The sequence below is a fragment of the Bradyrhizobium sp. 141 genome (genome assembly GCF_023074055.1).
Lineage (GTDB): Bacteria > Pseudomonadota > Alphaproteobacteria > Rhizobiales > Xanthobacteraceae > Bradyrhizobium.
This window is the reverse complement of record NZ_JADPKR010000080.1, coordinates 49,927-69,796: the sequence shown is the minus strand read 5'-3', so window position 1 is coordinate 69,796 and position 19,870 is coordinate 49,927. Positions and strand designations below refer to the sequence as shown.

Sequence of the window (19,870 nt, the reverse complement as noted above, 5' to 3'; positions counted from 1 at the left end):
TAGCCGCAGCAACGTAACCGTGCAGGCGCCGCGTCCAGCCCCGGCGGCGCCGACTAGGGAGCGGGTGCTGCGGCCGCCACGGGTGCTGTTGCGCCGACCCCGTGCGTCACCACGCGCTGATCGCTTTTCCCCGCGATCATGCCACTATCCTCGAACCTTGCGCGATAGACGAGGACGTTCTCGATCACGCGCTGGACGTAGTTGCGCGTCTCCGACAGCGGGATGCGCTCGACCCAATCGACGGGATCGACCTTGGGATCCCTGGGATCGCCGCGCGCCTGCACCCATTCGCGCACGCGGCCACGGCCGGCATTGTAGCCGGCGAAGGTCATGATCTGGTTGCCGCGATATTCCGACAAGAGCGCGCTGAGCTCGGCCGCGCCCATTTGCGTGTTGTAGACGGGATCGGAGACCATCTTGTCCCAGTCGTAGGTCAGGCCGAAGCGCTTGGCGGTATCGCGGCCGGCTTCAGGCGTCACCTGCATCAGCCCGACCGCATTGGCGGGTGACTTGTCGCGCTGGTCGAACGAGCTCTCGGTGCGCGCCACCGAATAGATCACGCTGGTCTCGATCGCGGGTGCGACCTGCTGGTGCTCGGGGATGCCGATGGTGGGGAAGGCGTAATGGTCGAGCGCAAGCCCGCGCGCCAGCGCCGACTTGCCGACTTCCAGCATCACGCGCGCATCTTTGCGCTGGCCGGCGAGTGCGCCGAGTCCTTCGAGCGCGGCGACATCGGTGCTCTCCTTGGCGAAATCCTCGGCGTAATAGAACACGACGTCGCGCTCGCCGATGCCGTAGAGCATGTCGGCGGCACGCACGCGCTCGTCTGCGGGCGGCGTGTCGATTGCGGCCAGCACGGGCGAGGGCGGACGCAGCTCGATGCGGTCAAGGCCGAGCTTCGAACGCGCAAGCTGGCCGTAATAGGCGGTCGGATAGCGCGCGGCCGCCCGATAGCTCATGCGCGCATCGGCGATCGCGCCCATCGCCTCGGCGGCACGGCCGCGCCAGTAATGGGCGCGCGACAGCGCGATCGGATTGGCCGAGCCTTCGTCGATGGCGGCGAAGTGCACCATCGCCGCGTTGGGATCGTCGAGGAATCGCAGCGCGATCCAGCCGCACATGAAATGATAGTCGACGCGGTAGACTTCCTTGTCCGGCACCGCGGCCGTACGCACCACATCATACGCCGTTTTGAACTTGCCCTGGTCGAGCAGCTTGCGCGCGAGCAGGCGACGCTCGCGCCACCAGGCATCGGTATCCTGGGCCGCCATGGTGTCGGGCGCGGCGGCCAGGACCACCTCGGCCGCGTCGTCGATGCGGTCCTTCTGGAGGTGCCATTGCGCGCGGCACAGCACATAGCCGAGATCGCGGCGCGCGTCAGCCGGGACGTCCTCGAGAAAATCCTTGGCCTTGCTGGCCTTGCCGGTGACGGCGGCGCAGGCCTTGACGATGGCGAGCGCATCCTCGCCGAGCCGTTTTGCGGCGCGCCGCGCCCCCGAATAGTCCTTGGCGCCGAGCCGCTTGTCCATGCGGGCGCGATGATCGTCCGCCGTGAGGAGATCGCGGAACGCTTCGTAGGAATCCTGCTCACTGCGCTCCGACAATTCGTCCGTGCGCCAGGCCTCGCGCACGAGCCGCGTCGCCCTGTCGGCATCGCCCTCAGTGAGCAACACGCGGGCAAGCGCGAACTTACCCTTGGCGCTGGTCGGCCGGTCCATGGTGAATTTGTGCACAATGGCGGCGTCGCTCTTCTCCTGCCACAGCCGTGCCTCGGCGCGCCGGCGCAGAAGCGCGCGGCTCGGCCAGTCCGGATTGGCCTCGAGGAAGGCGGCGTAGCGCTTGAAATTCGCCGTGCTCTCGGAGTGGCGCAGCATGAACCAGTCCGCGAGCTTCTGTCCGGCGGGGTCGGCGATGCGGTCGCGCGCCGCGCTCGCGTCATCGGTCTTGCCCTTGCGCGCGAGATCGATCGCGTCCTTCAGCGCGGCGAGGTCGCCGGTCAGCGGCGGGGTTGCGGGCTTGTCAGACGGCGCGTCGTCGGTTTTCTTCGACTTGCGCTTGGCCTCGGCGTGCTTGCCATGCCGCGATTTGCCGGTCGCAGCATGGCGCTGCTTGCCGGCTTTCGCCTCATGCGTCTTCTTCGGCGCTGACGATTTGTGACTGCTCTTGGCCGCGAGCTCGGTGGGAAGAAGGGCCATTGCCGCCACGGCAACGACACACGCGAGCGAGCGTAGGCACTGGTTCATTCCATGGTCCCCCTGCGAAACCACCACAAACCAAGGTCCGCGACGACATGCGGCTTGAGAATCAAAGCACCGACACGATGCATCGGCGTCGTGTCGCATCCTCACGGTGTCGCAACAATGCGGCAAAATACGGATGCGGCAAGGGAACTTCCGCAAAGGAGAAAGGGCGAAGTGCTTTAACCTTTGTTAACGATGTGGGCTCGCGCGACGGTTGTGCGCAGCTTTGAGCGTCACAGGGGCCGATTGCGCGTGTTCCCGTGGGCCAATCCGGTGTATGAGTTCCCTCAATCCGTCCTTTCAGCCTTTGCCCCCGTGCCTATGCCGATTTTCAACCAGTCGATCCGGCGCAAGATCGTCGGCATCGCCCTCGGATTGATCGTCCTGATGCTGGTCACCTCGATCCTGTCGATGGTGATGTCGAGCCAGGTCGGCGTCCTCCTTGACGAGCTGACCAACCGCTACATCCCGGCCTATAGCCATCTGGCCCGCGCCAACATCCGCTCGCTGGAGCGGGGGCTGGCGCTGCGGCGGATGGTCATGACCAGGATGGAGGCGCCGTCGGACGAGGAAGCCTATACGGCACGCCTGCGCGAGTTCGAGCAATCGGACCGCAAGATCGAGGAGGAGGCTGAGGCCGCGCGCAAGCTCATCAACGCGATCATCGACGACCCCAGGACTCCCTCCGACAATGCCGCGCTGGCGCGGATCGATATCCGGGTCGAGACGGCCGTCACCGAGCTGCGCCGCGATCTGAACGAGGACCACGGCAGGCTGGTCAAGCAGGTCGACGCCAAACAGATGGTGGAGGCCCGCGGCACGCTGGAGCACATCGACGTGTTGCGCGACCAGTTCAACCGGAAGATCGACGCGATCCGCGCCGACATGCTGACGCAGGTCTTCGCCTCGACATCGCAGGTGATCAGCCGCCAGCACCAGGCAATCGTCATTTCGGGCGTCGTGACATTGCTTGCGGCGATCGTCGGATTTGCCTTTGCGCTCCTGGTGTCCAGCGGCATCACGCGGCCGGTGCGGCTGCTGCTCGCCGGCACCCGCGAGGTCGAGGCGGGCCGCTTCGACAAGACCATCTCCGTCTCGACGCAGGACGAGATCGGCGAGCTCGCCGCGGCCTTCAACCGCATGACCGAGCAGCTCAGGCACAACGAGCGCATCCGCGAGACCTTCGGCCGCTACATCGATCCCAAGGTGGTGCAGGGGCTGATCGACCGGCCGGAGGTCGCGATCGACGGCGAGCGCCGGGTCATGACCATCATGTTCTGCGACATGAGCGGCTTCACCGCGATGAGCGAGGGCATGACCCCGCGCGGCCTCGTCAGGGTGATGAACCACTATTTCACGGTCATGTCCGGCCCGATCAGGGGCAATCGCGGCATCATCGACAAGTATATCGGCGATGCCATCATGTCCTATTGGGGCCCGCCCTTCATCGAAGAGGACGAGCAGGCGCTGCTCGCGGGCCTTGCCGCCATCGAGATGATCGACCAGGTGCCGGCACTTCAGAAGCAACTGCCCGACCTGCTCGGCATCCGCGCGATGCCCGCGCCGTGCGATTTGCGGATCGGCATCGCCACCGGCGAGGTCCTGACCGGCAGCATCGGCTCCGAATTGATGATGAGCTTTACGGTGATGGGCGATGCCGTCAACCTGGCCTCGCGGCTGGAGGCCGTCAACAAGGCCTACGGCACCCGCATCCTGATCTCGCAGGCAACCGCTGACGCGATTGGATCGCGGCTCGAACTGCGCGAGATCGATCGTTTGGCCGTCGCCGGCCAGAGCGCACCGCAGGCGATCTTCGAGGTGATGGCGAGGGCAGGCGCACTCACGGGCGCACAGGGCAGCTTGCGCACGCACTATGCCGAAGCGCTCGCTGCCTATCGCGCCCGGCGGTTCGATGAGGCGCGCGCTGCCTTCAACGCGGCGCTCGAAGCCGTCCCCGGTGACGGCCCCTCGCGCACGATGCTCGGCCGCATCGCGCAATTCGAAGCCAACCCGCCGGACGCCGGCTGGGATGGCGCCTGGCGGCTGGACAGCAAATAGGCTGCCGCACCGCAAAAATTGATTCTACTCGATAACGATGTTCGCCGTGACCTATTTCCCGGGCTTAGGTTGGATGTCCTTGAGGCGTTTGACGGGGACACGCCGATGACAGACCTTCAGAACAGACTGGAACGGTTCGAGACGCTCACCGCCGAATGCGAGCTGATTGCCAAGCTCGCCACCGACAGCACCAAACGCGAGTTCTATCTGAAGCTCTCGGAGCAGTACCGCCAATTGGCGGCGGACATGCGCCAGGCGATCGCGACCAAGGCTGCTGCCTGACGCCGCCTGCAATCCGTTCTTAATGTTTGGCGCGCATCCTTGAAGCATGCGAGCGATTGCTCGTGTTGGAAGGCCGGGGTCGCTGCAGTGCAGCGCCTCGCGAGTGTCATTTGCCATGCTTGACAGGGCAATCACATGCGCCTCGTTGCCGTGATCATATTCGCGTTTATGACGGCGGCCTGCGATCAGGAGCAGGACATCACCGGCTCGACCTCGGCCTGCCCGATGCGGAACTACAGCTACAACGCCCGCGACATGAACCAGTGCGTCAACGCCTGCAAATCGTGCGATCGCGGCACCACGGTCACCTGCACGACGTCCTGCACCCTCAAGGGCGCGCGCTGAGATCCTGACGCCTACGGCGGCCGGGAACGGCGAGCCTGAGATCGCCGGCTTCTAAGGAACAGGAGCTGGCGGTGCTGGGGCACCGGAACGATTCACTTGGGTTAAACATTGAAGGAGGCGGCAGGACGCGGAGTCCGATGGAAATGGGTATGCTCGATCCCGGTCGATTTCTGGTGTCGTGCTCGCATTGCGACGCTTGGCCGATGGCGGCCAATGTGAAGCGGTCGAGCTGGTGGGCGTCCCCGCACGAGGTCCGCTTTGTCTGCACGCGATGCCGCCGCGAGGAAACCGCGATCGTCTCGGCCTCCGGCGAATTGACCCCGATCAAGCGCGTCGATGTTCCGCCACGCGACGTCGCTGCCGCCTGGGCCCAGGCCCAGCGTTTGCGAGGGCGGACCTGAGGGCGGTGACAGCAGCCGCCGGTCGATTGACTCCCCGGCGGAACGACACGTAAGTTGATCGGTGACGGTTCTCCTCACGGAGACCAAAAGGGAATGTGGTGCGGGATTGTCCCAACGTGGGATTTGTCTCAACGCCACGGCTGCCCCCGCAACTGTAAGCGGTGAATCTTTCGTCCTATGCCACTGGGAATCTCGGTCCTGGGAAGGCGACGCAAGGTAACGACCCGCGAGCCAGGAGACCTGCCGTCAGCCGTGGTCACACGCGAAGATGTCGGTCGGGGAGTACAGACATTAGCTTCACCGGAGCAGTCCATCGCTCTGCCGTGAAACCTCGTTCGCTGTGACGTGCCACTGACGTCCTACCGAGGTTTACAATAGTGTCCCGTCTTGTCTCTGCCGCCAGGCGCCTCAGCGCCGGCCTGTTCGCGTCCGTTTCCCTCCATTCGCTCGAGCTATCTCCCGCCTTCGCCCAGCAGGCCTTTGCCGAGCAATTGCCGCCGATCGAAGTGACCAAGCCCGACGATCAGAACCGCACCCGCGCCAGGGCGATCGGTGACGGCGAGCCGACGAGGCGCCGGGGAACCGCGAATGTCGCGCCGGCAGGCAATGGCGCCGGCTCATCCGGCTCGGGCTCCGAGGCTGTCGCCAGCAATGGCGGTATCGTCGGGGCTGCCACAACCGTCATCACGGCCGCGGATATCGCGCATTCGCCGTCGCAGACGCTAGCCGAGATCATCGCGACGCAGACCCCGGGGGCCCAGATCACGACGTTCTATGGCGGTCAGATCGGCGCCAAGACCAGCGTGGATCTGCGCGGCTTCGGCGCGTTTGCCACCGCCAACACGCTGGTGCTGGTCAACGGACGGCGGCTGAACGACGTCGACATGGCACAGGTGGACCTCTCCACCATCCCGCTCAATTCCATCGAGCGTATCGAGATCACGCGCGGCAATTCCGGAGCGGTGCTCTACGGCGACAACGCCGTCGGCGCCGTGATCAACATCGTCACCAAAAACGGCGTCGGCGGACCGCCGGTGACCGCACGCATCGAGGCCGGCTTCGGCTCGTTCAACACCAGGCTCGGCAACGTCTCAACCTCGCTCAATTCCGGTCCGTGGTCGGCCTCGTTCTATGGCAATGCCGTCAGGACCGATGGCTATCGCGACAACAATCGCTATTCCCAGCAAAACGGCGTCGGCAATCTCAACTACACGACACCAGGCCTGACCGCTTTTCTCACCGTCGCGGGCGACAATCAGGAGCTGCGACTGCCGGGCGGGCGCACCGTCGATCCCTCGATCGGCCTCGACGAGCTCGCGACCAACCGACGAGGGACCAGCACGCCGTTCAATTACGCCAACCAGCAGGGTTTTGGCGCGACCGCGGGCTTCACCAAGACCCTGGTCAACGGCGTCGATCTCATCGTCGACGGCGGCGTGCGCGACAAGAAGCAGCAGAGTGCGTTCTTCTCCAGCCCGGCGCCGGTTCCGGGTTTCTTCACGTCGACCTATGTCGATTCCAATCTGACCACTTGGTCGATTACGCCGCGGCTCAGCGTGAAGAGCCTGATGCTCGGAATGCCGTCGCAGCTTTTGACCGGCATCGACTATTACGATGCGAGCTTTCAGCAGAACCGCGGCGCCGGGCAGGGGCTCACGCCCTGGCACAATTACGACCTCAGGCAGCAGACGGTTGCGGGTTATTTTCAGCACACATTGGGTGTGGCGCCCACGACCGACATCTCCTATGGCGCGCGGGTGCAGACCATCAGTCTTGCGGCACGCGACAATTTCGACCCGGCGGCGCCGTTCAACGCCGACACCGGCGCGCTGCCGCTGCGGAGCGATGAAACGCAATATGCGCTGCATCTCGGGGCCGAGCATCGCCTCAACGACATGGTCTCGCTGTTCGGCCGCGCCGCGCGCGCGTTCCGCGCGCCTGACGTCGACGAGCGCCTGTCCTCAGGACCTTCGTTCGATCCCCTGACCTTCGCTGCGATCCCGCAAACGTTCCAGCTCAAGACCCAGACCTCGCAGGACATCGAGGGCGGTCTGCGCATCAAGGGAGGCGGGCTGCAGCTGCAGAGCAGTCTCTATCTGATGGACCTCACCAACGAGGTCCATTTCAACCCGGTCCTGTTCTACAACACCAATCTTGATCCGACCCGTCGCTACGGCTCGGAGACCAGCCTGTCTTATCGCGTCAACGACGTCCTGCTGCTGCGCTCCGGCGTGGCCTATACCGGTGCCGTCTTCCGCGAAGGCGTGTGGGCCGGCAAAGACGTGCCGCTGTTGTCGCGCTACACCGCGAGTGCGGGTTTCACCTGGAACATCTGGCAGAATTACGTGGTGCTCGATGCCACCGCGCGCTTCTGGAGCGAGCGGCGCATGGACAACGATCAGGCGGGCACCCAGAAGCCGATTCCTGCCAACGGCACGATCGACCTCAAGCTCAGCGGTCAGTACGAGCGCTACTTCTGGTCGCTCAGCGTCAACAATTTGCTGAACGCGCTCTACTACGACTACGGCATCGCAAGCACCTTCACGGACGGCCGCTTCAGCGCCTATCCGCTGCCCGGCCGCACCTATCTGCTCAAGGCCGGCGCAACGTTCTGATCACATTCCCTGAAATGGACGCGAATTCGAAAGAGAAAGAGATCACCCATGCCTCTTAACATCCTGCCGTCTCACGGCGACCGTTTCCGACTTCACCCGGTCGCGCCGCGCCTTGCGCCGATGTTCTGCTTTGCGCTGCTGACGGCGACATGCGCGTTCGCGAGCTTTGCCTTCGCCTGCGCAACGCCGTTCGCGGCCTTCGCCGTGGTTGCCGCGGCGATGCTGCCGCTGCGCCCGGCGCTGCTCGTCGTCACCGGCGCCTGGCTCGTCAACCAGACCATCGGTTTCGGCGGGCTGCATTATCCCGTTGACGCCGGCACCATCGCCTGGGGCTTTGTCATCGGCGCTGCTGCGCTTCTATCGGCCGCGGCCTCATCGACGGTGCTCGGCATGCTGCCGCAGGGCCGTACGCCGGTGGCGCTGGCGATCACGTTGGTCGCCGCCTACGCGACCTACGAGATCGCGCTGCTCGCCACGACGCCGTTCCTCGGCGGCGAGAGCGCTTTCACCGCTGCCATCGTCACGCGCATCGGGCTGACCAGCGCCGCCTGGCTCGCGGGCCTCGTCGCTGCCTGCGAGATCGTCCGCCTGGTCGACCCGCTCGGACGCAAGGGCGCGATGTCGGCCTGAGCGGCCGATCGTAGCCCGGGTGAGCGCAGCGATACCCGGAATCCGCTCGCTGGGATCCAGATGTCGTTTCGCTCATCCGGGCTACAAGACCGGAGTTCGGTCATGGCGATGACTGGTGATTGTGTCCATCAACTCGCTGCGGCGGCTGCCCTGCAGCGACACGAAGAGCTTTGCGGAAAGACACCTTGGCTCGATCAGGAAGAAGATCGCCGAGCTGCGTGCGCTGGAGTCGACCGTGGCAGCGCTGGTCAGCGGCTGCGCGACGACATGCTGCGGCAGTGCCGCGCCAGACTGCGTGATCTTGCAGCCCAACGGCACCTGACCATTTCCACGCGGGTCGGAGTCAATCCGTTCCGTCAAAAATATTCCACTTTACCGAAATGCGGTTTTTTCTTCGCCGAGGCTTCGGCGGACAAGTCGCTTCGTTCGCAATGACGACGTTGACAAAGCCTGCGCCATACCTCGCTCTCGTGCCCGGGACGCAGCGCAGCGTCGCTTCGACGGTGCGCTGCTGAGCCGGGGCCATCCATCCGTATTGTGCCGTGTAGCTTCTGGGTCCGGCTCTGCGCAGCAGCGCTAAGGCGCGCTGCGGCGCGTCCGGGACACGAGAATGCGGAAGAGGGCCGACTCACTTGTGTGCACCTCGTCAGCGAGCCGGAGCGAGGGGCGCGTCCAGCATCGCGAAATCTGAAGTTGTAGACCGCCAGCTTCGCGAGGGTATTTTGGTAAGCCGGGCCCGTGTCTTCCCGGTAACGATTGTGCTGTCCATGCAACACCCGCCCCGGATTTAAGCCTCATCACCGGCGGTTCGCATCACCGCCGCTTTTTGGCCACACCCAAACATGAATAAAATCGCTCTAATGTTTTGGAGGCAGCGGGCGGTCTTCGAAGACGACGAAAAAAATCCCAAGGTCGATTCAAATCTTGGCTGTGATTTTTCGGGTCTGAAAGGGTTGACCGGGGAAACTGGTTTGCGATGGGCGCGAAGATTGACAAGCAAAGGCTGCCGAGCCGTCACGTGACGGAAGGCCCTGCGCGCGCGCCCCATCGCTCGTACCTCTACGCCATGGGTCTGACCACCGAGCAGATCCACCAGCCCTTCGTTGGCGTCGCTTCGTGCTGGAACGAGGCCGCGCCCTGCAACATCTCCCTGATGCGCCAGGCGCAGGCGGTGAAGAAGGGTGTGGCGTCGGCCGGTGGCACCCCCCGCGAATTCTGCACCATCACCGTCACCGACGGCATCGCCATGGGCCATGACGGCATGCGCTCCTCGCTGCCGTCGCGCGAATGCATCGCCGACTCCGTCGAACTGACTATCCGCGGCCATGCCTATGACGCGCTCGTCGGGCTTGCCGGCTGCGACAAGTCGCTGCCGGGCATGATGATGGCGATGGTCCGCCTCAACGTGCCTTCGATTTTCATCTATGGCGGCTCGATCCTGCCCGGCAATTTCCGCGGCCAGCAGGTCACCGTGCAGGACATGTTCGAGGCGGTCGGCAAGCACTCGGTCGGGGCCATGTCGGACGAGGACCTCGACGAGATCGAACGCGTGGCGTGCCCCTCGGCGGGCGCCTGCGGCGCGCAGTTCACCGCCAACACCATGGCAACCGTCTCCGAGGCGATCGGTCTCGCACTGCCTTACTCGGCCGGTGCGCCGGCACCGTATGAAATCCGCGACGCCTTCTGCATGACCGCGGGCGAAAAGGTCATGGACCTGATCGCTCAGAACATCCGGCCGCGCGACATCGTCACCCGCAAGGCACTGGAGAACGCGGCTGCCGTGGTCGCGGCGTCCGGCGGCTCGACCAATGCTGCGCTGCACCTGCCGGCGATCGCGCATGAGTGCGGCATCAAGTTCGACTTATTCGACGTCGCCGAAATCTTCAAAAAGACACCATATGTCGCGGATTTGAAGCCGGGTGGCCGTTATGTCGCCAAAGACATGTTTGAAGTAGGTGGCATACCGCTTCTGATGAAGACGCTGCTCGACAACGGCTTCCTGCACGGTCATTGCCTTACCGTCACGGGCCGCACGATCGCCGAAAACCTCAAGAGCGTGAAGTGGAATCCGCACCAGGACGTGGTGCACCCGGCAGACAAGCCCATCACCGTCACCGGCGGTGTGGTCGGCCTGAAGGGCAATTTGGCGCCAGAAGGTGCGATCGTGAAAGTCGCGGGAATGTCCAACCTCAGGTTTACCGGTCCGGCCAGGTGCTTCGACCGTGAGGAGGATGCTTTCGAGGCGGTCCAGAAGCGCACCTACCGCGAAGGCGAAGTCATCGTGATCCGCTACGAGGGGCCGAAGGGCGGCCCCGGCATGCGGGAAATGCTCCAGACCACCGCAGCGCTGACCGGCCAGGGCATGGGCGGCAAGATCGCGCTCATCACCGATGGCCGCTTCTCCGGCGCCACCCGCGGCTTCTGCATCGGCCATGTCGGGCCGGAAGCCGCCATTGGCGGCCCGATCGGGCTGCTCGAGGACGGCGACATCATCGAGATCGACGCGGTTGCCGGTACCCTTAACGTAAAATTGAGCGACGCCGAGCTCGCCCAGCGCAAAACCAAATGGAGCGCCCGCGCGACTAACCACACGTCGGGTGCGCTCTGGAAATATGCTCAGCAGGTTGGACCAGCGGTCGGGGGGGCAGTGACCCATCCGGGCGGCGCGCACGAGAAACAGTGCTATGCGGACATCTAGGCGTGCCATAGTTGCGTTTGTGTTAGGGGCTGCTGCGCTGGCCGCGCCGGCGCTTGCCTTCGACGGCGCTCCGGTCAACCCGAAGGACGCGACTATTCCGGTCGTGACCACCTTGCCGGGGACCGCGGCGGCCGTGCGCGGCAAGGTCGCGCCGGCGGCTGTGCCCCAGGAGACCTCGCTCAGTGCGCTGCAATATGCTGCCGAGGGTGGCCACCCCATCGCGCAGTGGAAGCTCGGCCGCATGTACGCCAATGGCGACGGCGTCACCCAGGACGATCTGCGCGCCTTCGAATATTTCAGCCGGATCGCCAACGCGCATGCCGAGGATAGCCCGTCTGCGCCGCAGGCGCAGATCGTGGCCAACGCCTTCGTCGCGCTCGGCCGCTATTATCTCAGCGGCATCCCGAACTCGAAGATCAAGTCGGACCCGGAGCGGGCGCGGGAGATGTTCTCCTACGCAGCCTCCTATTTCGGCAACGCCGACGCGCAGTACGATCTCGCCCGGCTGTACCTGAAGACGCCCGACGCCTCGCGGGAGGATTACCGCTATGGCGCGCGCTGGCTCGGCCTTGCCGCCCAGAAGGGCCAGCACGAGGCGCAGGCACTGCTCGGCCAGATGCTGTTCAATGGCGACCGTCTGCCGCGGCAGGCCGCGCGCGGCCTGATGTGGCTGACCCTGGCGCGCGACAGCGCCGGCATTGAAGAGACCTGGATCAAGGAAAGCTACAACCGCGCCTTCGCCAAGGCCTCCGACGACGACCGCGCCATGGCCCTGCAAATGCTGGAGCAGTGGGTGCAGGGCCGCCGGGAGTAGGGTGGATCCCGTAGGGTGGGCAAAGCGAAGCGTGCCCACCACCTGTTTCGATCATGGAGAGATGGTGGGCACGGCGCTTTGCGCCTTTGCCCACCCTACGGCAGGTGCGAATGCCGGGTTCTTACCGTGCCCACGATCCCGCTGCTCACGCCGCCTCCAGATCCAGATCCGCCCACACCGGCACGTGGTCCGACGGCTTCTCCCAGCTGCGCACATAGCTGTCGATCCCGACATTGGCGAGCCGGTCGCTGGCCTGGGGCGACAGCAGCAGATGGTCGATCCGCAGGCCCTGGTTCTTCTGCCAGGCGCCTGCCTGATAGTCCCAGAAGGTGTAGAGCCCAGGCTCGTCGGTGACGGCCCGCAAGGCGTCGGTGAGGCCAAGGCCGAGCAGGGACTGAAAGCTCTCGCGGGTCTCGGCCTTGAACAGGGCGTCCTCGGTCCAGGCGGCGGGGTTGTGCACGTCGCGGGCGTGCGGGATGACGTTGAAGTCGCCGGCGAGGATCAGCGGCTCCTCGGTCTTGAGACGCTCCCTCGAATAGTCAAGAAGCCGCGACATCCATTTGAGCTTGTAGGGATATTTTTCGGTCCCGACCGGATTGCCATTGGGCAGATAGAGACAGGCGATGCGCAAGACCCCGCGCTTGAGCGTCACCACGCCTTCGAGGAAGCGGGCATGGGCATCCTCGTCGTCGCCGGCGAGGCCCGACTTGGTCTCGTCGAACCGGAGCTTGGAGAGCAGGGCGACGCCGTTGAAGGTCTTCTGGCCGTGCGTGATCACGTTGTAGCCGAGCGCCTCGATCTCCAGCCGCGGGAAGGCCTCGTCGACGCATTTGATCTCCTGGAGGCAGACGATGTCCGGCTGGCACTCCTTCAGCCAGGTCAGCAGGAGGTCGATCCGCTGCCGGACCGAGTTCACGTTCCAGGTGGCAACTCTGATGGTCATGTCGGCAGGCTCCGGGCAGGGGCCATGGTTAGAACAAACTGCAAACGCGCCCGTCAAGGACGCCGCAAAATCTCCCACAAAATTAACCCGGCTTAAGCAGGCAGCAGGCCATTGATCGTCAAAAGGTTCCACGGATGGGATGGCCGGACAAATCGATGAAGGGAACTGAGCCGCGTGACGGTTTGATCGGCGCGTTCCTGTATTGGCTCGGGGGCTTCGAGATCGAGGACGGCCTGACTGCCGGTCTCAGCGAGCGCGAGATCCGCCGCATCCGCGCCAAGCAGATCGACGCGGTGACGCAGTTGATCCCGGTGACGATGGCGGTGACGATGCTGAACGTCGCCATCGTGCTGATCCTGTTCTGGGGCAGGGGCTGGAACGACTTCCTCGCGATCTGGGGCCTGACGCTCGCCACGACCGCCTCGCTGGCGGTGCGCGCATGGCGCCGGTCGCGTCAGAACCCGCTGCAGGAGGCCTCACCCCGGGCCGCGCGGCAGATGCTGCGGCAGGCGGTCCTCCTCGCCGCGATCTGGGGCGCGCTGCCGCTTGCTTTGTTCAGCCGCATCGAGCCGACCAGCCAGCTGCTCCTGGCCTGCCTGATGGTCGGCATGATGTCGGGCGGCGCCTTCACGCTCTCGACGTTCCCGCGTGCCGGCCTCGTCTATCTCGCCACCATGACGGTCGCCTGCGCCGGCGCGCTGCTGCTCTGCGGCGCCGGGCCGTATCTGGCGACGGCGGTGTTCCTGCTGCTGTTCGCATTCTTCATGGCGCGCAACATCGTCTCGCAGGGCAATCTGTTCCTCGGCAATCTCAAGGCCCAGCTCGAGCTCGAGCGCCAGACCGAGATCATCTCGCTGCTGCTGAAGGATTTTCAGGAGAACGCCAGCGACTGGTTGTGGCAGACCGATGCCGAAGGGCATCTGATCGACGTGCCCGAACGGTTCGCAGACGTCGCCCAGTTGCCGCTGCCGCTGCTGAAGGGATCGCATTTCGTCGACGTGCTCGACATGTTGTGTCCCGAAGACAAAAGCGCGGCGTACAACGTCGTCGGCCTGATGGAGCAGAACGAGCCTCTGCACGAGATGAACCTCAAGGTCGTCGCCGGGGGCGAGGCGCGGCTGTGGTCGCTGACGGCCAAGCCGGCCTATGACCGCGAGGGCCAGTTCCTTGGCTATCGCGGCTTCGGGCGCGACGTGACCGAGCGCTGGCGCGCGGAAAAGGCCGAGGCAGAGAGCCGCGCCAAGTCCGACTTCCTCGCCGTGATGAGCCACGAGATCCGCACGCCCATGAACGGCGTGCTCGGGCTTGCCAGCATGCTGCTGGAGACAAAACTCGATCCGGAGCAGCGCGAGGCCGTTACCACGATCCGCGAGTCCGGCGACAATCTCCAGCGCATCCTCAACGACATTCTCGACCTGTCCAAGCTCGAGGCCGGGCGCTTCACCTTCGAGGTGATCGACTTCGCCCCGCAGGCGCTGGTCGAGACGGTCGCAAACGTCGCGCGCGCGAGTGCCAAGAGCAAGGGGCTGGCGGTCAAGGTCGAGCTCGATCCGAACCTGCCGCCGACGCTGCGCGGCGACGTCGCGCGCATCCGTCAGGTGCTGCTCAATCTCGCGTCCAACGCGGTGAAGTTCACCGATGAAGGCGGGGTGACGATCTCTGCCACCTGCCAGGCGCGGCGCGATCTGCTCGCGACCGTCGAATGGACCGTGACCGACAGCGGTATCGGCATCGCCCCGGAAAAACTCGGCCAGCTCTTCAGCGATTTCGCCCAGGCCGATGCCTCGATCAGCCGCCGCTTCGGCGGCACGGGCCTCGGCCTTGCGATCTCCCGGCGCATCATCGAGCAGATGGGCGGCACCATCGGCGTCACCTCGACGCCAGGGGAGGGCTCGACCTTCCGCTTCACGCTGGTGCTGCCCTGGAGCCAGGCGCAGGCCTCCGAGCAGACGGCCGGCCGCGACGAGGCCGACGAGCTCAAGGTCCGTATCGCCGGCCTCGATCGGCCGCTGAAGGTGCTGGTCGCGGAGGACGATACGGTCAACCGCATGGTCGTGAGCAAGATGTTGGGGGCGTTCGACGTCGAGCTGCGGGTCGTCACCGATGGCGCCGAAGCCGTCGCGGCAGCCTCCGAAGGCAATTACGATGTCGTGCTGATGGACGTGCGCATGCCCGACATGGACGGGCTCGCCGCCACCCGCGCGATCCGCGCGCAAGGCGGGCGCTTCGAGGCCTTGCCCATCATCGCGCTGACCGCGAACGCCTTCCCGGAGGACGTCAGGATCTGCCGCGAGGCTGGCATGTCGGACTTCCTGGCCAAGCCGCTGCGCAAGCCGGCGCTGGTCGCGGCATTGCTGCGTGCGCTGGACGGCCACGTGATGTCGGAGGACGCGCCGCTCCAGCCGGAGCTGATGCCGGTCGACATGGAGTGGACGGACGAGGAAAGGCAGATGACCGGCGCATAAGCATGATCCGGAAAAAGTGTGCAGCGGTTTTCCGAAAAGATCATGCTCAAACAAAAAGCTAAAGCGCGATCGCGTCGCGCTTTGGCGCTCAGATCGAAAAACTCGTCCCGCAGCCGCAGGACGCCGTGGCGTTGGGATTGTTGACGCGGAACGAGGCGCCGATCAGATCGTCGACGAAATCGACCTGTGACCCCTCCAGGAACGGCTGCGAGGCAGAATCGACCAGCACCACCGCATTGTCCTGCTCGATCACGAGATCGTCGTCGGTGCGGGCACGGTCGATGTCGAACTTGTACTGGAAGCCCGAGCAGCCGCCGCCCTCGACCGAAATGCGCAGCATCGCGCCAGAACCTTCGCCCTTGAGGATCTCCCCAATCCGGCGTGCGGCCTTGTCACTGATGGTCACGGCAGTCGTCATGGTCAGTCTCCGATCGTCCCGCGTCATACCCATTTCATTTGGTATCCCGCGTCCGGCATAGTTAAGTGCCACCATACGCAGAATCAAATGGCTATTCTTAGTTTCTTTAGTTTCAAAGACTTAGCAGCTTAATTCTCAAATCCGATTTCGGTTTTCCCACCTTGCCGGACCCCTGGCGGCCTCTTTTATGAGCCATCCAGCGCCAATCCCTCCAATGTCTGCATAAGATCGATCAACTCTTGGGTCGGGAGGGGGCCGCTGCAATGCCATCGGTTTTCGGAGTGGGGCTCCCCTGCCTTACGCTCAATCCAGAAATCAGAGACCAGTGCATTATTGACTATCGTGTGCGGATCGCCTCGCCACTGAAGGCGGTAAAGATCAACATTCTTGTCAAAACCGTACCGGTCTTGAGTGCTCGCATTCAACAACGCCTGTATTTTCACCCATGACTTGAAGATGTTCTTGAAGTCAGGAGAAAACTCCACGGTGATGTGGCTGATAAAGATGTCCTTCGGTGGCCGGATGAAGTCTCTAAATCCTAGTTCTGCTCTCGCCCACTTGAATATTTCATCCAAGACCAGCTTGGCGTCGTCGGTGTTAGTGCAATCGACGCCAAGCCCATCAGTATAGCTCTCCAGCTTGTGGATCGCGATCAACGTGCCATCCACCACCGCTGCGCCATCCGTAAACTTTGCACTAGCATCCGACACAAGCGGAAATGTGGGCCGAGTTTGAAATCCAAAGCGTTCGGAGAGTGCCGCCGCTAACATTGTGGGGCCTAATCCATGCACGGGACGCACCTCTTCCCATGAGAAGAGATTAAGACAGCGGCCAACGGCTGACGAAATAAACTTCACGCAGCAATTCCTTCTGCCGCACTTGCCCTCATCAACCCCCCGTGCGGTCTGTATTCCACATTCGGAGACTCGCTGCGGCCAGCCGCAGAAGACTTAGAGGGGGCGCCAAGACCGGCACTTTGCAATGTGCCCAGAGAACTCGGATAATCGTCAACGGATGCAGCGGCCGACCGATTTGCACGGCGATTAATTTCAAGCAATCTATTCGCGTCGAAGCTTCGTTTGCGAAGCGCGCTGGGCGACATATTCGACATGCGCGTCAGCCAGTCGTCCCACTCCACAAATTGGACGAGAAGCGGAAGATCATAGGCAACTGCAATTTCTAGGCAGGATTGCAAGCTCAACTTGCCATAATCAGGGTCTTCAAGGCGAGAAATCACGCTTTGAGTTTTGCCAGCCGCCTTTGCCAGATCGCCCTGATTCCAGCGTCGCTGCTCCCTGAGCGCGCGCATCTGAAAGGCAATGTACGAGCGGACTTTGTCCATCATGTACTCATGACGGAACTCCTCATCCGCTAGTTCGCGGACAAGTTCATCACTGAAGTGGGAGCCAGAATGGGCAACATCTGGAAGCATTGTTCTCGATTTCCTTTTTTCTGCCTTCAGCTATCTCAATCGCTCGACGCGGATCGAACTTGCCGCCTCTTTCTTCAGCGCAGATGACAATCGTGAAAACCATTCCGGGGCTGAAAAATCCAAGCGGCCTGTGTTGAACGCCGTCAACGTTGAAACGGATTTCGCCTAACTCGCCGCCGTGAAGTAGATCGAACGGCTCGCGCTTCCATCCCGATCTAGGGGTTTGGGCAAGGAATTGAACACGACCGAGGAACTTCGCACGGCACCGGGCCGACTGTTTTCCGTACCAACTTCGAATCTCATCGACACCACGCTCGGAGACATAAGATCTGATCGTCCAAAGGACAGGCATAGCGAATATCGCATTTTTGTGATCCGGCGCAACCCCGCCGCGTGACGCTACATCGCAAATTTGCGATATGGTGAGGGAGTGGATAAAAAACCCGCCTAACCTTTTCAGATTAGACGGGTTTTTCAAAACGGAGGTGTCGCAGATTTGATTTACGCTTCAGAAGCCCCTGGGGTTGAGCCCCGACGCCATGACCATCTAGATGATATACGCTTTGTGGATCGTGTTTTCTAGAGTTCCCACGTTATCCAATTTTCGTTCCATTGCTGCGGCCGTCGATCATGACAATTACGCCGACGGTCCTGAAAATCTGTGCGGCTGTTGCCCGCTCGCAGGGAAAGAAGAGTGAGGTCATCTGAATTGGCCGGGGGCAGCCAAACGGGATCAGCCGGTTCTTCGGCGGCTGTCCTGCGAGGGATTCACGTTCCTAGCCAAATGCCCTAATCTGCCTTCGCGGGTGCCTAATGAGAACAGCATCCAATATCGCAAGGTGTGTTGATCGCCGAGGCCGGGGATCATGCCAATTACACCGAGGGGCATCCTGAACATCTGTGCGGCTGTTGCCCGTTCGCATGGAAAGCAGGGCGAGGTCATTGCCATCGCAATCGGCCGGATCGATCTAAACGAACTTTTCGGACCCGGTCGTGGTAAATTGGCCGTAACGCGCTTGAAGTACATCTATCGCAAAGCCCAAGGGGGGCGTGAGTACGTTTACTTTCGCATGCCGAACGGCCGCCTCTTCCCCCTCCCTGTGGATGAGCATTCGGCTGAGTTTGACAGGCAATATAAGCGCTGTCTTCAAAGGTTGCCCCTGTTTCGGCGGCGGTCGCCGAAAACATCGGTGTGGAGACTTCCCAAAAACACAGCGTGAACGACTATGGAACGAAACCGGGGCAAAAGTTGTGGGAAGTCTTTGAATAATAACAATGACTTAGTGACAAATGGATAGGGACTAAATTCGCCGTGTCCGTCGGAATGGCAGCCCCCCGCGCGCCCTATGCCTGCGACCCCGATCGCAGCCGCGGCCGGTTGGTTGCCGAGCCGCCGAGCCGGACCCGCAGCCCGTTCCGGCGGGATTGCGACCGGGTGATCCATTCCACCGCGTTCCGCCGCCTCAAGTATAAGACCCAGGTGTTCGTGTTCCACGAGGGGGATCATTACCGCACCCGGCTGACCCATTCGCTGGAGGTGGCCCAGATCGCCCGTGCGCTGGCCCGCCAGCTCGGGCTGGACGAGGACCTCACCGAAACCCTGGCGCTGGCCCATGATCTCGGTCATCCCCCGTTCGGCCATGCCGGCGAGCGGGCGCTGGACGCCTGCCTGAAGGAGTTCGGCGGCTTCGACCACAACGCCCAGACGCTCCGCGTCGTCGCCTCGCTGGAGCACCGCTATCCCGAGTTCGATGGGCTGAACCTGACCTGGGAGTCGCTGGAAGGCGTCGTCAAGCACAACGGCCCGCTAACCGATCGCAGCGGCGCGCCGGTCGGGCGCTATCGCGAGCACGGCATTCCCGTCGGAATCGCCGACTACATCAAGACCTACGACCTCGAATTATGGAGCTTCGCCTCACTGGAGGCGCAGGTCGCCGCGATCGCCGACGACATCGCCTATGACGCCCACGATATCGACGATGGCTTGCGCGCCGGCCTGTTCCATCTCGACGATCTCAAGGTCATGCCGCTCACGGCTGAGATCATCGCCGAGACTTCGGCCCATTACCCTGAACTCGAAGACCTCAGGCGCGGTGCTGAGCTGGTGCGCGAGCTGATCTCGCACCTGATCGGCGCGGTGTTCGCGGAGGCGCAGAAGAACCTTGCCGCGGTGAAGCCGCAGTCGGCCCAGGACGTGCGGCAGCAGAGCCGGGCGCTGGTCGCGTTCCCGGCCGAGGTCGCCGAGGAGGAGGCCGCCATCAAGCGCTTCCTGTACCAGCACATGTACCGCCACAAGCGGGTGATGCGGGTGATGGGCGAGGCGGAGCAGATCCTGTTCGACCTGTTCGCCAAATACCTTAAGGAGCCGGCCGAGCTGCCGCCGGAATGGCTGCTGGGGGCGGAGGCGGACAACGAGGGCGACCGAGCCCGCCGGATCGGCAATTTCATTGCCGGAATGACCGACCGTTTCGCCCTGACCGAACACCAACGGCTTTTTGACTCGACCCCGGATTTGCGTTAGGCGGCGCC

Annotated in this window: 16 protein-coding genes and 1 riboswitch; of the genes, 11 read left to right on the top strand and 5 right to left on the bottom strand. The window is 63.4% G+C overall.

Features of this window, described 5'->3' with window-relative positions; genetic code table 11:
* Nucleotides 1-53: 53 nt before the first annotated feature.
* The gene (locus IVA81_RS21165) at nucleotides 54-2,243 is read right to left on the bottom strand and encodes a lytic transglycosylase domain-containing protein (protein WP_247321527.1); all 2,190 of its coding nucleotides are present in this window, start codon (nucleotides 2,241-2,243) and stop codon (nucleotides 54-56) included.
* A 318-nt stretch (nucleotides 2,244-2,561) separates the two neighbouring features.
* On the opposite strand from IVA81_RS21165, the gene IVA81_RS21160 reads away from it, so the two are divergent.
* The 9 genes from IVA81_RS21160 (at nucleotide 2,562) to IVA81_RS21120 (ending at nucleotide 12,083) form a co-directional block, all read left to right on the top strand.
* A complete protein-coding gene (locus tag IVA81_RS21160) occupies nucleotides 2,562-4,298 on the top strand; it encodes an adenylate/guanylate cyclase domain-containing protein (RefSeq protein ID WP_247321848.1) in 1,737 nt (578 codons plus the stop codon).
* A 105-nt stretch (nucleotides 4,299-4,403) separates the two neighbouring features.
* Nucleotides 4,404-4,580, top strand: a complete 177-nt coding sequence (locus IVA81_RS21155; RefSeq protein WP_247321525.1) for a hypothetical protein — start codon at nucleotides 4,404-4,406, stop codon at nucleotides 4,578-4,580.
* A gap of 135 nt (nucleotides 4,581-4,715) precedes the next feature.
* Complete coding sequence (locus tag IVA81_RS21150) at nucleotides 4,716-4,925, top strand: hypothetical protein (RefSeq protein WP_247321523.1); 210 nt, start codon at nucleotides 4,716-4,718, stop codon at nucleotides 4,923-4,925.
* Nucleotides 4,926-5,074: 149 nt separating this feature from the next.
* Nucleotides 5,075-5,326, top strand: a complete 252-nt coding sequence (locus tag IVA81_RS21145) for a hypothetical protein (protein ID WP_247321522.1) — start codon at nucleotides 5,075-5,077, stop codon at nucleotides 5,324-5,326.
* Nucleotides 5,327-5,374: 48 nt separating this feature from the next.
* Nucleotides 5,375-5,589: riboswitch (cobalamin riboswitch) on the top strand.
* Nucleotides 5,590-5,703: 114 nt separating this feature from the next.
* Nucleotides 5,704-7,941 (top strand): TonB-dependent receptor, encoded by a 2,238-nt coding sequence (locus tag IVA81_RS21140; RefSeq protein WP_247321520.1) that lies wholly within the window; start codon nucleotides 5,704-5,706, stop codon nucleotides 7,939-7,941.
* Nucleotides 7,942-7,989: 48 nt separating this feature from the next.
* Nucleotides 7,990-8,571 carry a hypothetical protein gene (locus IVA81_RS21135; RefSeq protein ID WP_247321518.1) on the top strand — a complete coding sequence of 194 codons (582 nt, stop codon included), beginning with the start codon at nucleotides 7,990-7,992 and terminating at the stop codon, nucleotides 8,569-8,571.
* Between the two features lie 102 nt (nucleotides 8,572-8,673).
* Nucleotides 8,674-9,006 carry a hypothetical protein gene (locus IVA81_RS21130; RefSeq protein WP_247321516.1) on the top strand — a complete coding sequence of 111 codons (333 nt, stop codon included), beginning with the start codon at nucleotides 8,674-8,676 and terminating at the stop codon, nucleotides 9,004-9,006.
* Between the two features lie 541 nt (nucleotides 9,007-9,547).
* On the top strand, nucleotides 9,548-11,269 hold the full coding sequence (gene ilvD, locus IVA81_RS21125; protein ID WP_247321514.1) for a dihydroxy-acid dehydratase: 1,722 nt from the start codon (nucleotides 9,548-9,550) through the stop codon (nucleotides 11,267-11,269).
* On the top strand, nucleotides 11,256-12,083 hold the full coding sequence (locus IVA81_RS21120) for a tetratricopeptide repeat protein (protein ID WP_247321513.1): 828 nt from the start codon (nucleotides 11,256-11,258) through the stop codon (nucleotides 12,081-12,083). The genes ilvD and IVA81_RS21120 overlap by 14 nt, the downstream gene beginning before the upstream one ends.
* 145 nt (nucleotides 12,084-12,228) lie before the next feature.
* Here IVA81_RS21120 and xth read toward each other — a convergent pair whose 3' ends face one another.
* A complete protein-coding gene (xth, locus tag IVA81_RS21115; protein ID WP_247321511.1) occupies nucleotides 12,229-13,026 on the bottom strand; it encodes an exodeoxyribonuclease III in 798 nt (265 codons plus the stop codon).
* A 134-nt stretch (nucleotides 13,027-13,160) separates the two neighbouring features.
* Here xth and IVA81_RS21110 point away from each other — a divergent pair, with 134 nt between their 5' ends.
* The gene (locus IVA81_RS21110; protein ID WP_247321509.1) at nucleotides 13,161-15,491 is read left to right on the top strand and encodes an ATP-binding protein; all 2,331 of its coding nucleotides are present in this window, start codon (nucleotides 13,161-13,163) and stop codon (nucleotides 15,489-15,491) included.
* Nucleotides 15,492-15,579: 88 nt separating this feature from the next.
* On the opposite strand, the gene erpA is transcribed toward IVA81_RS21110, so the two are convergent.
* The 3 genes from erpA to IVA81_RS21095 all read right to left on the bottom strand — a co-directional run bounded on the left by erpA (nucleotide 15,580) and on the right by IVA81_RS21095 (nucleotide 17,254).
* Complete coding sequence (gene erpA / locus IVA81_RS21105) at nucleotides 15,580-15,909, bottom strand: iron-sulfur cluster insertion protein ErpA (protein ID WP_247321507.1); 330 nt, start codon at nucleotides 15,907-15,909, stop codon at nucleotides 15,580-15,582.
* A 185-nt stretch (nucleotides 15,910-16,094) separates the two neighbouring features.
* Entirely contained in the window at nucleotides 16,095-16,766 is a 672-nt protein-coding gene (locus tag IVA81_RS21100; protein WP_247321505.1) for a hypothetical protein, read from the bottom strand.
* Nucleotides 16,763-17,254: a helix-turn-helix transcriptional regulator gene (locus tag IVA81_RS21095; RefSeq protein WP_247321503.1), complete on the bottom strand. Its 492-nt coding sequence runs from the start codon at nucleotides 17,252-17,254 to the stop codon at nucleotides 16,763-16,765. Before IVA81_RS21095 ends, IVA81_RS21100 begins: the two co-directional genes overlap by 4 nt.
* A 1,399-nt stretch (nucleotides 17,255-18,653) precedes the next feature.
* Here IVA81_RS21095 and IVA81_RS21090 point away from each other — a divergent pair.
* Complete coding sequence (locus IVA81_RS21090) at nucleotides 18,654-19,862, top strand: deoxyguanosinetriphosphate triphosphohydrolase (RefSeq protein WP_247321501.1); 1,209 nt, start codon at nucleotides 18,654-18,656, stop codon at nucleotides 19,860-19,862.
* The last annotated feature ends 8 nt before the right edge of the window (nucleotides 19,863-19,870 follow it).

Coding starts and splice junctions, on each gene's coding strand:
- IVA81_RS21165 (WP_247321527.1), bottom strand. CDS start 2,243: ATGAACCAGTGCCTACGCTCGCTCGCGTGTGTCGTTGCCGTGGCGGCA.
- IVA81_RS21160 (WP_247321848.1), top strand. CDS start 2,562: ATGCCGATTTTCAACCAGTCGATCCGGCGCAAGATCGTCGGCATCGCC.
- IVA81_RS21155 (WP_247321525.1), top strand. CDS start 4,404: ATGACAGACCTTCAGAACAGACTGGAACGGTTCGAGACGCTCACCGCC.
- IVA81_RS21150 (WP_247321523.1), top strand. CDS start 4,716: ATGCGCCTCGTTGCCGTGATCATATTCGCGTTTATGACGGCGGCCTGC.
- IVA81_RS21145 (WP_247321522.1), top strand. CDS start 5,075: ATGCTCGATCCCGGTCGATTTCTGGTGTCGTGCTCGCATTGCGACGCT.
- IVA81_RS21135 (WP_247321518.1), top strand. CDS start 7,990: ATGCCTCTTAACATCCTGCCGTCTCACGGCGACCGTTTCCGACTTCAC.
- IVA81_RS21130 (WP_247321516.1), top strand. CDS start 8,674: ATGGCGATGACTGGTGATTGTGTCCATCAACTCGCTGCGGCGGCTGCC.
- ilvD (WP_247321514.1), top strand. CDS start 9,548: ATGGGCGCGAAGATTGACAAGCAAAGGCTGCCGAGCCGTCACGTGACG.
- IVA81_RS21120 (WP_247321513.1), top strand. CDS start 11,256: ATGCGGACATCTAGGCGTGCCATAGTTGCGTTTGTGTTAGGGGCTGCT.
- xth (WP_247321511.1), bottom strand. CDS start 13,026: ATGACCATCAGAGTTGCCACCTGGAACGTGAACTCGGTCCGGCAGCGG.
- IVA81_RS21110 (WP_247321509.1), top strand. CDS start 13,161: ATGGGATGGCCGGACAAATCGATGAAGGGAACTGAGCCGCGTGACGGT.
- erpA (WP_247321507.1), bottom strand. CDS start 15,909: ATGACGACTGCCGTGACCATCAGTGACAAGGCCGCACGCCGGATTGGG.
- IVA81_RS21095 (WP_247321503.1), bottom strand. CDS start 17,254: ATGATGGACAAAGTCCGCTCGTACATTGCCTTTCAGATGCGCGCGCTC.